The sequence below is a fragment of the Corynebacterium marquesiae genome, from assembly GCF_030229635.1.
Classification (GTDB): domain Bacteria; phylum Actinomycetota; class Actinomycetes; order Mycobacteriales; family Mycobacteriaceae; genus Corynebacterium; species Corynebacterium marquesiae.
In genome coordinates this window covers 19,529-32,781 of sequence record NZ_JASPII010000020.1, presented here as the reverse complement: position 1 = coordinate 32,781, position 13,253 = coordinate 19,529, and the positions used below count along the sequence as shown (strand labels likewise).

General features: G+C 56.4%; 13 protein-coding genes and 1 pseudogene. 11 read left to right on the top strand and 3 right to left on the bottom strand.

Features of this window, described 5'->3' with window-relative positions; translation table 11 throughout:
* Positions 1-30: 30 nt before the first annotated feature.
* Complete coding sequence (locus QP971_RS10705) at positions 31-357, bottom strand: hypothetical protein (RefSeq protein WP_284811780.1); 327 nt, start codon at positions 355-357, stop codon at positions 31-33.
* Positions 358-620: 263 nt separating this feature from the next.
* Here QP971_RS10705 and QP971_RS10700 point away from each other — a divergent pair, with 263 nt between their 5' ends.
* Both QP971_RS10700 and erm read left to right on the top strand, forming a co-directional pair.
* Positions 621-854 (top strand): recombinase family protein, encoded by a 234-nt coding sequence (locus QP971_RS10700; RefSeq protein WP_224784272.1) that lies wholly within the window; start codon positions 621-623, stop codon positions 852-854.
* A 349-nt stretch (positions 855-1,203) separates the two neighbouring features.
* Positions 1,204-2,058 carry a 23S ribosomal RNA methyltransferase Erm gene (gene erm / locus QP971_RS10695; protein WP_049172293.1) on the top strand — a complete coding sequence of 285 codons (855 nt, stop codon included), beginning with the start codon at positions 1,204-1,206 and terminating at the stop codon, positions 2,056-2,058.
* Between the two features lie 70 nt (positions 2,059-2,128).
* Here erm and QP971_RS11360 read toward each other — a convergent pair whose 3' ends face one another.
* The gene (locus tag QP971_RS11360; RefSeq protein ID WP_016423158.1) at positions 2,129-2,482 is read right to left on the bottom strand and encodes a type IIL restriction-modification enzyme MmeI; all 354 of its coding nucleotides are present in this window, start codon (positions 2,480-2,482) and stop codon (positions 2,129-2,131) included.
* A gap of 667 nt (positions 2,483-3,149) precedes the next feature.
* On the opposite strand from QP971_RS11360, the gene QP971_RS10690 reads away from it, so the two are divergent.
* The 4 genes from QP971_RS10690 (at position 3,150) to QP971_RS11400 (ending at position 5,096) form a co-directional block, all read left to right on the top strand.
* Positions 3,150-3,287, top strand: coding sequence for a hypothetical protein (locus QP971_RS10690; RefSeq protein WP_284787904.1), 138 nt, complete (start codon positions 3,150-3,152; stop codon positions 3,285-3,287).
* The gene (locus QP971_RS10685; protein ID WP_284787901.1) at positions 3,287-3,880 is read left to right on the top strand and encodes a recombinase family protein; all 594 of its coding nucleotides are present in this window, start codon (positions 3,287-3,289) and stop codon (positions 3,878-3,880) included. The genes QP971_RS10690 and QP971_RS10685 overlap by 1 nt, the downstream gene beginning before the upstream one ends.
* Positions 3,881-4,271: 391 nt before the next feature.
* Complete coding sequence (locus QP971_RS10680) at positions 4,272-4,748, top strand: hypothetical protein (protein ID WP_269953982.1); 477 nt, start codon at positions 4,272-4,274, stop codon at positions 4,746-4,748.
* A 3-nt stretch (positions 4,749-4,751) separates the two neighbouring features.
* Entirely contained in the window at positions 4,752-5,096 is a 345-nt protein-coding gene (locus QP971_RS11400; RefSeq protein WP_049358518.1) for a pentapeptide repeat-containing protein, read from the top strand.
* Between the two features lie 991 nt (positions 5,097-6,087).
* On the opposite strand, the pseudogene QP971_RS10675 reads toward QP971_RS11400, so the two are convergent.
* A pseudogene (locus QP971_RS10675) lies at positions 6,088-7,309 on the bottom strand (IS3 family transposase).
* A 169-nt stretch (positions 7,310-7,478) separates the two neighbouring features.
* On the opposite strand from QP971_RS10675, the gene pepN reads away from it, so the two are divergent.
* The 5 genes from pepN to QP971_RS10650 all read left to right on the top strand — a co-directional run bounded on the left by pepN (position 7,479) and on the right by QP971_RS10650 (position 13,252).
* Positions 7,479-10,004 (top strand): aminopeptidase N, encoded by a 2,526-nt coding sequence (gene pepN, locus QP971_RS10670; RefSeq protein ID WP_284811782.1) that lies wholly within the window; start codon positions 7,479-7,481, stop codon positions 10,002-10,004.
* 82 nt (positions 10,005-10,086) lie between these two features.
* Entirely contained in the window at positions 10,087-10,635 is a 549-nt protein-coding gene (locus QP971_RS10665; RefSeq protein ID WP_284811784.1) for an RNA polymerase sigma factor, read from the top strand.
* 84 nt (positions 10,636-10,719) lie between these two features.
* Positions 10,720-11,646: a thioredoxin-disulfide reductase gene (trxB, locus tag QP971_RS10660; protein ID WP_284811787.1), complete on the top strand. Its 927-nt coding sequence runs from the start codon at positions 10,720-10,722 to the stop codon at positions 11,644-11,646.
* Positions 11,647-11,652: 6 nt separating this feature from the next.
* Positions 11,653-11,976 (top strand): thioredoxin, encoded by a 324-nt coding sequence (gene trxA, locus QP971_RS10655; RefSeq protein WP_049378064.1) that lies wholly within the window; start codon positions 11,653-11,655, stop codon positions 11,974-11,976.
* An 88-nt stretch (positions 11,977-12,064) separates the two neighbouring features.
* Entirely contained in the window at positions 12,065-13,252 is a 1,188-nt protein-coding gene (locus QP971_RS10650; RefSeq protein ID WP_284811789.1) for an N-acetylmuramoyl-L-alanine amidase, read from the top strand.
* Position 13,253 lies beyond the last annotated feature (1 nt).

Below are 13,253 nucleotides of genomic sequence, written 5' to 3'. Positions count from 1 at the left end.
TAGAAACCGAGTACTATCTCACCCAGCCCATCAACACAGGGCCGTAAAAGAAGCGGAACTAAACCCAGGACGCTTCACCTGGCGGCATTTACCGCAGGGAGGAATAACTTGACCAGTAGGTCCGTATACGGCGACTACTGCTTGGATTGGGTCCTCTGGATAACTAGCAGCATGGTTGGCTAAAGCCGAGACTTCCCCGCAAGGACCACCGAGGAAATGGTGCGCGTTCAAACCGAGTACGTGTTTTCCTGATTTGGTGAGGAGTGCTGCGGCTACAGTGTGATCTCCTCCGTCCTGAAAGCGCCGTGCATGAGTAGTTGCTTTGGCTAGCAAATTTCGAAGTTCGTTGGTAATCACTCTTTAAGGGTAATAATTGCCAACGCGCTTTATCTATGTGAAGACAGAGATCGTGAACACCGGGGTTTCTGAGATGTACCAATCGCTTACAAAGCAAGACAGGACCATACGAGGACGTTGAGTGGATAGAGCGTCGAGTTTTAAGTTCAATGTTAGCTAAGGGCCTTATTAAAAGCGTTTGGCAACACGCGCTCCTATTTACCTTCGTATCTCGCGAGACGCTGACGTGGATGGCCTCACCATCGACCGGCAGCGTCAGGACTGTGAAGCCATTGCAAAGCAGCGTGGCTTGGACGTTGGACATAGGACATAACTACGTCGATCAGTCCATTTCCGCGTCAAAGAAGAATGTGGCTCGCCCCGACTACGACGCCATGGTGGCATCCTTTGAACGCGGCGAAATCGACGCGATCATCTGCTGGGACCTCGAACTACCCGCCCCACGTCGGTGGGTAGTCCGATCAGTCGGACAAAACTACTCCCGCACCACAGCGTAATAAGGGGTGCACCTTAAAAACATCCGGAGGTGGGGGTAACTCCCCCTCGTTGCCCAGAGACAAAATACGCCAGTGGCGTCTGTACGACGAGCCGAAGGTAGGACAAATTCCAATCCAGAGAGGTCTTGCACTGTTGCGGTGCGGTTGTCTTCTTTCTCACCGTATTGGACCCTGCGAAATTAATTGGATACGATAGGCCCATGTTGATTTCAGGTTCCGTTTTCATGCGGCCGCTCACCAGCCGCTAAGGCGGTTTTCTCCCTCCCGCAGGTTAGAAACCGCTCCGGTCCTTTAGCCGGGCGGCCATTTGCCATGCCCGGCTCCGTTTCAACTCCACGGAGCACACCTGATGTCTACATACGGATACGGCCGTCACGAACATGGCCAAAATTTTCTCACAGACCACAAGATCATCAACTCCATCGTCGATCTTGTAAAACAAACCTCCGGCCCCATCATTGAGATCGGGCCAGGAAGCGGTGCCCTCACTCACCCGATATCCCACTTGGGGAGGGCAATAACGGCAGTTGAGGTAGACGCAAAACTAGCTGCCAAACTCACAAAAAAGACCGCCTCGGCGTCGGTCGAAGTGGTCCATGATGATTTCCTCAACTTCCCGTTACCCGCCACTCCCTGCGTCATTGTGGGAAACATTCCCTTTCACCTCACCACTGCCATTCTTCGAAAGCTGTTGCATGCGCCGGCATGGACTGACGCTGTACTCCTCATGCAGTGGGAAGTCGCTCGCCGCCGGGCCGGGGTAGGTGCAAGCACGATGATGACAGCTCAGTGGTCCCCATGGTTCACGTTTCACCTTGGTTCCCGAGTACCAAGGTTTGCTTTCCGGCCACAGCCAAACGTTGACGGGGGGATCTTAGTGATCCGCCGGGTGGGTGACCCGAAGATCCCGATAGAGCAACGCAAAGCCTTTCAGGCGATGGTGCACACCGTTTTCACCGCCCGGGGACGCGGGATAGGGGAAATTCTCCGAAGGGCAGGGTTGTTTTCATCACGTTCAGAGACACAATCATGGTTGCGCTCGCGAGGAATCGACCCCGCAACCCTACCTCCCAGATTGCACACCAGCGACTGGATCGATCTCTTCCAGGTGACTGGTTCCTCTTCACCGCGCCATCGGCCCATTTCACAATCGGGAAGTAGTCAACGCCCTCCTCAACGGAAAAATCGAGGCCGGCGGCGGTAATCCCCCCACCACCAAAACCGAAATCCACCAGTAGTAGTGAACGACCCATGTTCGTCTACCGTGAGCCGCGTTATGGCAGTGACGTGTTCTCGTCGGGCACAGTCATAGTTCCCGGCGTTGCCAGCGACAGGGTTCTACACCCAGCAGCGGGACCGATCAAAATCACCCGCACGGGGAACGACCCTGCTGGTGGTTTCGATTTTGATGAAAGCGAGGAGACATAGCCCCTCGCCAACTCCCCGTAGCTGGCGAACAGTAGCTCCTGGCGCTGGCGCTCGTTGGTGAGTTTGCGTGCCACATCGAAAGCCTTATCGACTTCCCGGTCCAAGTTGTTGTGAGCCTTGAGCAGAATTGGGTCCATCGATAACGGGTTGTAGTGCTCCGCGAGTGACCGCTGGGGGTGCCGCTCGCGTGCCCGCAGCACCAACTGTCCAGCGTCGATGATTCGCTGCTGCGCCTTCTCATCTAGTTCACACAGAGCTGGTCCGCAGTTGTAGCTCCCGATGTACTCCGAAAAACGGAAAAAATAAATAGTGGGGATACATCAACCTTCCACTTTCCATTCTTCCGGCTCAGAGTATTGAGGGGTCTGGGACCGGGTCCGTAAACCCTTTATGTTTTTCGCGCACAGCGGTTTTTAGCGACGCACCCTATAGGTTTTCCGCAGAACTTATATGTGTTTCTGTGCACCCCATATGTTGTCTGTTTTAGCGGTATTTCGTTGTTAATTCCGCACGCGCGCATCAAATGGTTATTTATCGACGACACTCCGTGCCGCACCCCTATATTTAAGGATGTGGAATCGCCTACCCCTCCGGGTTAGAGCCCGCTAGATCCACTTCGCAATCGGGTACACCCTATTGTTACGCCGGTTTAGGGAAGAATGTTTCCTGTAAAATAGGGCCGTTCATAGTATTGTTTTACACGCGTCTAGTGGGGTCTAGGCCTTATGTTTACAGAAAGCGGTGAGTGTGGTGTTATCGCCTGATGGTTTCCATATTGAAAGTCATATTGACTCTGTGCCCGCGTTGGTGCGGGTGAAAGATCTGCATGATGGGTTGTCGTCGGGGCAGCAGGCGTTGGGCAGGATTGTGCACTCTTTGCTTGCTGATGCTGATGGTCTCGACGGGGCGCAGTTGTCTGACTTGGCGCGGGTGGTTGAGTCGTATCGTGATGCGGTCATTGCCCAGGAGAATGCTGCCTTTAACCCTTCGCGGGGCGAAGACTAATGGGCAATGACTCTGGTTCGCATGGTCAGCGGGTGGGCTATATCCGTGTCTCGACGGTGGAGCAGAATAATCAGCGTCAAAAAGAACTGCTCAATGCTTCCGGCAGGATTGACCGGTTCTTTGAGGATAAGATTTCCGGCCGTATCAAGACTGCGCGCCCAGGACTGAGGGAGTGTATGGCGTATGTGCGCGACGGCGACGAGTTAGTTGTCTCGTCGATTGACCGCCTCGCCCGCTCGCTGACAGATCTTCGCGGCATTGTTGATGAACTCACCAGCAAAGGTGTGACTGTTACCTTCCTGCATGAGAATCTTATCTTTGCGAAAGACACCACGGACCCGCGCGCGGATTTAATGCTCGGCATTCTTGGTAGCTTCGCGGAGTTTGAGAGGGCAATTATCCGCGAACGCCAGGCGGAGGGGATTGAGCTGGCGAAAAAGGCCGGCAAGTACAAAGGCCGCAAACCCGCCCTCACACCCGACCAAGTAGCGGAGATTAAGCGACGCACACTAGCGGGGGAGTCGAAAGCAGCGCTCGCTCGAGAATTCGGCGTTACTCGCCCTACGGTGTATCGGGCGTTGAAAAACGCCTAGAGCGGTGCAGCCGTATCGGTAAATCTGCACACCTGTCAGTCCCGCCATACGGCAGAAAATACGCTAAAACACCCTCTTGGCACATGCCCGATATGTAGGGAAGTTATTCCGCACAGATTGTTCTCCTGTTATGAAACCCTCGCAATACAGATCGGCCACTCATCCAGTTTGTATTTCATATCACGCATATGAGCATTCCCTTCGTTAATTAGAGAAGGTACTTTTAGGATAAGTACTTTTCTACAAGTGGGAGACTCTATCGTGCGGAAATACTGGACCAAAACGCACTAGGCAAGACAATGGCTGCTCTACTTCTAATGGCTAATTTGTCTCAGCTGCCAATGCATCTACCTCTGCCCCTACAGAAGATTTCGGGGTAATCCCAGGAACAGTGGAAAGCTATGACTCTACAGCGGAGGAAATCTTGACAGAAGCTGCCGCTTCGAAGAACCTCGACACTTCTGTCGACTCGGAATTATCTTTCTTTGGAAATAAAGGCCCTTACACTATCGTGTCGCAGTGGACGGATAAAAATGGAAAGCTGGTTTACCTTCGGGAAAAGGCTCGGGCGAAAAACCAGAACAAACACGGTCTATCCATTCGTGCTTCACAAGCTTCAACAAAATATGCGCCAAAAATTAAGCGCTCCGGCGACCGCTATGAATATCGCCTGCCCATGGATCATATTTCCTGCTCAGGTTGGGGACCTTTTAAGAAGTGCCGGAAAGTTGAAACCACAGACATATTAACGGTGGTTGGCTTCAACAAGATAAGGGACGGCAAACCTTACGGAGTTGTAACCACCCACTGTCTTGGCTACCAAGGCCGTTGCCCGCAATGGATTATCAATTCACCGCAGATTAAATAGCAAATGTACAAAACGATGCCTCAATCGTGGGCCACGGAGCTCGCTGGGAAAGACATTTCCGGGAAAGATATGTCCAACTATGACCTGACGGATATCAATCTCGAAGGAAGCATATGCAAAGGATGCTCGTTTCGCGGCTCCATGGTGGCATGGGCTAACTTGAAATCGGCAGATTTCACCGACGCAGATTTTACGAACGCAATTCTTAGCGAGTCAGACCTTCGTGGAGCGACATTAACGCGCGCGAATTTTACGAACGCATATCTGGTACCTGTTACCGCCAGTCCAAGGCAATTCTCTGAATGTACAGGTTTGGATGCAAGTAATGCGATACTTTATAGCCCCTGATTGCGCCTACATGAATTCCGTTCAAGCCCTACGGTGTATCGGGCGTTGAAAAACGCATAGCTACCGCGATGGGGCGGGTGAATATACGCCCCACAGTACATGCCGTATGTTTAGGCATATGGCACGGCATACGCTTTAGCATATGTCCGCCCATATGTAGTCCTACCTGCGGGTTCGTATGCTTATTCTCAACCCGTAGGCGAGGAAATCAGCAGACTTGAGGGCGGCTACGAGTGTCTCTGTGCGTGTTTTCCCTCGTGCATAACTTTATAAAGGCGGAGGTGGAATCATGCTTCTAGGTCTCGTCAGGGGTGACTGCTAGCGTTAGTGCTGGTTCACAATCACACCCCGCTACTTGTGGTGGGGTGTGGGCGTGACTTCCTCGTCGGTGCGCGGTAAGGCCCGCGCGTGACGTGGGCTGTCTCGCGCGCCGTTTTTCAGGCGAGCGGACAACCCTACGACGTAAAAGGGAGGTAGACAATGGGTAAGCACTCATTGGATACACCCGGTCGCAAAAGAAAAGACCTTGACGCCACGAAGCTTAGCTGGCTCGATGTGGCAATCAAGGTCATAACACTTGCGACCGTAACAGTGAAGCTCATTGCAGTGACGCTTCACGTGGGTCTTTAGGCCCGAGGGTCTCAACGAGTGGCCGCTCGTTGGGGCCCTTTTTATTGTGCAGCCGCAATTCAGGGATGAACTGTGCTGTCACTTTTAGGCTAATGCGCGCGCGAAGGTTTCGCAATACTCCCACACCGAGGCCGTAGCTACCTTTTCTCTACTGCGGGTAGAAATCTGCGTAGTCGTTCGCCCCACCTCTGTACGCCCGCGAGGCCCACCTTATGGCAGAACATATGTTTAACCATATGTTATAGCGTATGTTCCGCCATATGCTAAAGCATATGTGTGCTAATTAATGGATCTACCTGCCCATTCGTTCAGATAGCTGGGCGGAAAACATTGAAACGTCCTGGGTTTGGTTCCGCTTCTTTTACGGCCCTGTGTTGATGGGCTCGGTGAGATAGTACTCGGTTTCTACTTCTTGTGGGGTGGCGTAGTCCAACGCCTCGTGAAGACGTTTGGTGTTCCACCAGTGGACCCACCGCAGGGTGGCTAGCTCGACTTCTCCTACTGATGTCCACGGGCCTTGAGGATGGATAAGTTCAGCCTCGTAGAGACCGTTAACTGTCTCGGCCAGCGCGTTGTCATAGGAATCTCCGACTGTGCCGACACTCGGCCGGATCTCGGCTTCGGCCAGTGCGGTGGAGTATTTCAGTGACACGTACTGACTTCCCCGGTCACTGTGGTGTATCAGCTGGTCGCCGTGGATTCGCCCTGCAGTCGTTAACGCATGTTCCAGTGCCTCCATCGGCAGCGCATCAGTGCGCATCGTAAATCGGGTGGCAACACCGACTATTTTGCGGCTGTAGACGTCAATGACAAACGCGGTGTAGGCGAATCCTGACAGGGTGCGAACATAGGTAATGTCGGCGACCCAAAGTCGCCCAGGTACTGTGGCCCGGAAGTTTCGCTGCACAAGATCCGGACGATGATCCGGCACCTTAGGGCTGATCGTGGTCACCGGGGTGCGTCCACGTCGTCGACCAGACACACCTGCAAGTTTCATCAGACGTGCGGTCTTGTCGCGGCTGATATGAAAGCCCTCACGGTTCATGGCGTGCCACATCTTGCGGATGCCGTAGACCGAGAAGTTTTCCGCATGGACGCGCTGAATCTCTGGGATAAGCAGGCTATCGCTTAAGGCCCTCGCACTCGGGGCGCGGGTGGTGGCTTTACGGTAGCCGCGGGAGGTGATGAATCCACGGTCTGCTTGTTTCAGAACACGGCAGATGGCCTCGACCCCAAATTGCTCCTTGTACTCGTCGATGTAGGAGATCATCTGGTCGTGGGTCAGTCGAGTTCCGCCGCGAAAAAAGCCGAGGCAGTCTTGAGGATTCCGTTGGCTCGTTTCAGCTCGCGGTTTTCCCGGCGTAGCCGTTTGAGCTCTTCTTCCATGGTTTCGCTACCTGTTGGTGCCGTCTGCTCATGGGCGACGCTGTCACGGTACCAGGCGCGTAACGTGTGGTGGGACACGCCAAGGAGCTCTCCGACTTCCTCGTACGCGCGTTGCCGTGAGCAGGACTCCGACGGACCATCTCTAGGACTTGATGGATCGCCTTCTCCTTGAATTCGGCGGAATACTTTCTGGGCATAGTGCCAATCCTTCCTTAGCAGAGGTAGGAACTAAACCCAGGACGCTTCAAATCCAACTGATCCACAGCGAGGTCCCAATACCCGCTGGGTAGTTTGCCTCTAAAAGGCAGCGGAACTTAGACCCCAACCCCGCACCCTACGTGACGGCGGTAACTATAGTTCGTAGATATGACCGCACCACAAACTAAGACGCAGCACGAGTTGCTCCAAGAACGCGCAGCGACGGTGGACCTGCGCGCTTATCACCTCCACCTCGATCTCTCGGAGGTACTCGATAGCCCCACCTACCGCGTGACTACCCGCCTCGAACTCAGCAGCAGTGAGCCCGAGCTTTTCCTGGATTACCTAGGCGAATCCGTCGCGGAGGTCAAGGTCAATGGCACCCCGCAGAAGGTGGACTTTGATGGCAGCATCATCCGGCTGCACGGCCTGCCGGTAGGGGAGGAGCTCGCCATCGAAGTCACCGGCCACTCGCGCTATTCGCGCACCGGCCAGGGTCTGCATCGGATGCACGATCAGGCCGATGACGCGACCTACCTGTATTCACACCTCGAGCCTTCTGATGCCCGGCGCATCTTCCCCTGCCTGGAGCAACCGGATCTCAAGGCCGTCTTCCACGTGCGCATGACCGCACCGAAAAAGTGGCAGATCCTTTCCAACCAACCGGAAGTCGAACGCAGCGAAGAGGGGGAGCTCGCCACCGTTACCTTCGCGCCGACCCCGCCGCTGTCGACGTACCTGACTTCTTTCGCCGCCGGCCCCTACCAGTACCAAGAGCGCACCTGGACCGCCCCGGATGGTAGCCACTCGGCACAGCTGCGCGCCTTTGCGCGCGCGTCCATGTTTGAGCACCTGGACGAGGAAATCCTAGAAGTTACCGCCCAAGGCATGGACTTTTTCCACCAGAACTTTGGCTATCCCTATCCGTGGGGCAAGTACGATTCCATCTTTGTACCCGAATACAACCTGGGTGCCATGGAAAACCCCGGCCTAGTGACGTTTACGGAGAATTACATCTTCCGCTCCCGCGCTACCCGCGCGCAGCACGCCGGCCGTGCAAATACCATCCTGCACGAGATGTCCCATATGTGGTTCGGTGATCTGGTCACTCCGCAGTGGTGGGATGACCTGTGGCTCAAGGAGTCCTTCGCGGAATTTATGGGCGCGGATTCTTCCGTCCACGGCACCGACTACACCGAGGCCTGGGCAAACTTTGCCGGCGCCCGCAAGAACTGGGCCTACCTGCAGGATCAGCTGCCCACCACGCACCCCATCAAGGCGGAGATCCCGGACGTGGATGCCGCACGCCAAAACTTCGATGGCATCACCTATGCCAAAGGAGCGGCGGTTCTCAAGCAGCTGGTGCATTACGTCGGCCGCGATAATTTCTACGCCGGTGCGCGCGACTACTTCCAAGAGCACGCCTTCGCCGCCGCCACCTTTGATGACCTCCTGCAGGCGCTCAAGAAGCACACGGACCGCGATCTTGATGCCTGGTCCCAAGCCTGGTTGCGCACCTGGGGCCCGGATACCCTCACCCCGGAGTTGCACACCGAAGGCGAGAAGATTGCGGAGCTGGCCATCAGTGCAGACGCCGAGGACGTCACCCGACCGCACCGCCTGACCGCTTCGCTCTTTGATGCATCCCTGCACAAGTACCGCGAGATCGACATCGATCTCCCCGCCGGCGATGGCACCACCCGCACCATCATCGATGAAGCGGCCGGCCTTCCGGCCCCGGCATTGCTGCTGCTTAACGACGCCGACCATACCTACGCCAAGATCCGCTTCGACGAGACCTCCCTAGACACAGCGAGTGAGCGCCTGACCGACATCGAGGATGAATTGACCCGCGCGGTAATCTGGACCGCCCTGTGGAACCTCACCCGCGATGGGGAAATGTCGGCGATTGACTATGTGGGGGTCGTCGTCAAGCACGAAGCCTACGAGACCAACACGACGCTGCTGGCTACTGCCTGCGCCAATGCCAATTTCGCCATTGCACACTATGTGGCAGACGCCGACCGCGAGCAGGTCCGCACCGACTATGCCGAGGCAATCTGGGGCCACCTGGCCGAGGCCGAACCAGCCTCGGACGCCCAGCTTGTGCTCGCTCGCGCCGCCATCCGCGCACTCGCCGCAACCCCGGAGGAATCAGGTACCGCGCGCCTTAAGGCCCTGCTCTCCGGTGACATTGCCGGCCTTTGCTTGGACCCCGAAATCCGCTGGTCGATCTTGCGCGCCCTCGCGGCCCGCAATGCCGTAACCCCGGCCGAGCTCGAAGAGGAAAAGCAGCGCGATAATACGCTGACCGGCGCTACCGAATTCCTCGGCGCCAGCCACGCCTTCCCCACGCCGGAGACCAAGCGCTCCGCGTTCGATAAGGCGCTCACGCCCGGCGCATATTCCAATGCCGAGGTCGACGCACTGATCGCCGGTTTCAATGCCCCACGCTCAGCTAGCCTGCAGGAGGCCTTCGCGGAGGAATTCTTCTCCCGCGTGGAAGATATCTGGGCCGCGCACCCGATTGAGATTGCTAACCGCCTCATCCGTGGCTTCTACCCAGAGTTGCCGATGGCCGATGCCGCCACCACGCGCCTGCTGCATCGGGATCTGCCAGGAGCGCTGCGCCGCATCCTGCTGGAATGCCGCGATAACCTGCGGCGCACCCTCCGCGTGCGGGCTGGTCAATAAACTGTACAGCCTAGCGCTCGCGCCCTAGTTCCCCTCGGGTCACACTGTGTATAACAGTTGTTGATCCGGGGGGAATCTACATATGACGCTCAGTCATGACCGCAGTGACGAAGAACTAGTTGATGCTTTTATTGAGGGGGACAATAAGGCCTTTTCCACCATCGTGGAACGCCACCGCACGCGGCTGACCACGGTAGCGCGGCGCTACACCAGAAACGATCATGATGCCCAAGATGTGGTCCAGGAAGCCTTCCTGCGCGCCAGCTGCAACCTGCACTCCTATCGCCGCGAGTCTGCGCTATCGACCTGGCTGCACCGGCTGGTGAAAAACTCTGGCTATGACTACTTGAACCACCGTTCTAACAGGGAAAATGCTTCATTAGATGCGGAGGACTTTGACGACGATCGCAACCTGCTGCTCGCGCACAACCCTTCCGAAAACCTAGCGGAGCAGCTAGTGGTGCGAGAAGCAATGCAGCTGCTGCGGGAGGATCAGCGCGAAGCGCTGGTGCTTACCGACGTCGCCGGGTTCCGCGTCGGCGAAGTTGCCACCGCCCAAGGGGTAAAACCCGGCACCATCAAATCCCGCCGCGCCCGAGCGAGGGAAGTCCTACGCGCCGCCATGGGGTGAGTTTGCTAATACCGACGTTTGTCAGCGTGGCGGGTAGACTCAGGGCGTTACGCGAAACCACACTCTGATTTAAGGGAGTTAGCAATGACCGTCCACGATGTTGCCATCGTAGGTTCCGGCCCTGCCGGTTACACCGCCGCGCTGTACGCGGCACGCGCCGAGCTCAACCCGATTGTCTTCGAGGGCTTCGAGTACGGCGGCGAGCTTATGAATACCACCGAGGTAGAAAACTACCCCGGCTTCCAAAAGGGCATCATGGGTCCAGAGCTCATGGAAGAAATGCGCGCTCAGGCCATCCGCTTTGGTGCGGATCTCCGCATGGAGGTCGTTGACTCCGTTGAGCTGGAAGGCGATATTAAAAAGCTGCACGTGGGTGACGAGCTCTTTGAGGCCCGCGCCGTCATCCTCGCCACCGGTGCCGCCCCGCGCCACCTCGGCGTACCAGGTGAGGAAGAACTTACCGGCCGCGGCGTTTCTACCTGCGCTACGTGCGATGGCTTCTTCTTCAAGGACCACAATATCGCTGTTATCGGCGGCGGCGACTCTGCCATGGAGGAGGCTACCTTCCTCACCAAGTTCGCGGACTCTGTCACCATTGTGAACCGCTCCGAGAACTTCCGCGCCTCCAAGATCATGCTGGAGCGCGCCCAGGCCAACGAAAAGATCAAGTGGGAGACCAATAAGATCGTCGAAGAAGTTATTGAAGCCGATGGCAAGGTCGGCGGACTCAAACTCAAGGACGTCACCAACGGCGAGACTTCCACCTTGGATGTCACTGCCATGTTCGTAGCAATTGGCCATGATCCGCGTTCTTCCTTCCTCAATGATCAGGTCAAGCTCAATGACAACGGCTATGTTGTAGTTGAACAACCCACCACCAAGACCTCCCTGCCTGGCGTTTTCGCCTGCGGTGACTTGGTGGATGACCACTACCAGCAGGCAATTACCGCGGCCGGCTCCGGTTGCCGCGCGGCAATTGATGCGGAACATTTCCTCGCAGAAAGCCGTTAATTCAGTATGAGCAACGTCAAGAAAGTAACCACCGATACGTTCCGTAAGGACGTCATCGAGTCCGATAAGCCCGTCGTCGTCGACTTCTGGGCCGAGTGGTGTGGCCCGTGCAAGAAGCTTTCCCCCATCCTGGAAGAGGTAGCGGAGGAGTTGGACGGCCAAGTCACCGTCGCCAAGGTTAACGTCGATGAAGAGCGCAACCTAGGCGCCATGTTCCAGATCATGTCCATCCCCAATGTGCTGATTTTCAACCACGGCGAGAAGGTAGACGAATTTGTGGGTCTGCGTTCTAAAGATGACATCGTGGCGCAAGTGAAAAAGCAGCTTTAACTGTTAATCTAATTCCTATTAGATTAAGCGTGTAGAAATTCTGGAATGCGGCCCTAACTAAAGCGGGCTGTGAAAGGGGTATTAAGGCGTGAACCGCGTTCTTCGAGTCGGCGATACAAGCGTGCGTGTAGCTGAGGCTCGCGCTACCTTGGCCCGTCTCGGCCTCTTGTCAGATTTCAAAGGGGAACTTTCTGCTTGGAAGAAGCAGAAGTACTCCGAGAGCGACAAGAGCTTTGATGCCAATTTGTCTGAGGTCCTCAAGGCCTTCCAGCAATCCCGCGGTATCGTGCCGACGGGCGAAATCGACGATCTCACCCTGCGCGAACTGCGCCAAGCCTCGTACACGCTCGGCAGCCGCGTCCTTAGCTACGAGCCTGCGAATGAGCTGGTAGGTGACGATATCTCGCAGCTCCAGCAACAACTGCAGGAGCTCGGCTTCTACCAGCAGCGCGTAGACGGCCACTTCGGTACTAATACCCACGCGGCCCTGAAGGAATATCAGCACAACTGCGGCCTGCAAGAAGATGGTGTGTGCGGCCCCGCCACCATCCGCGCCCTTGGACTGCTCGGCCGCCGTATTACCGGTGGTTCCGCGCACAATATCCAAGAGCGTGAGCGCGTCCGCAACGCCGGCCCTAAGCTGGCGGGCAAGCGCGTTGTCATCGATCCCGCCTTGAGCGGCGGCGACGCCGGCCAGCTGGTCAAGGGGCGCTTCGGTGATATTTCCGAGCAGGAAATCCTGTGGGACCTCACCCAGCGCATCGAGGGGCGCATGATTGCCGCAGGCATGGAAACCATCATCTCCCGTCCTCGGACCTCCGATGCGGACGTCAAGTCCCGCGCCGAACTGGCTAACGCTTTCGATGCGGACATGGTCATTTCCCTAGCCTGCGATTCCTACCCCAATGAGAAGGCCAATGGTGTTGCCACCTTCTACTTTGGTTCTGAGTTGGGCAATTCCTCGCTCATTGGTGAGACCCTTTCCGGTTTCATCCAACGCGAGATTGTCGCGCGCACTGAGCTGCTGGACTGCGGCAACCACGGCCGCACCTGGGACCTGCTGCGCTTGACCCAGATGCCGGTCATCCAGATCGTACTGGGCTACCTGACCAACCCAGAGGACGTAAAGATCCTCACCAACCCGTCCCGCCGCGATGACATTGCGGAGGCGATCGTGATTGCTGTAAAGCGCATGTACCTCATGGAGCAGGACACCGCCGTAACCGGCACCTATAAGTTCTCCGAGCTGCTCCAGGCCGAACAGTCCTCGGCCTAGA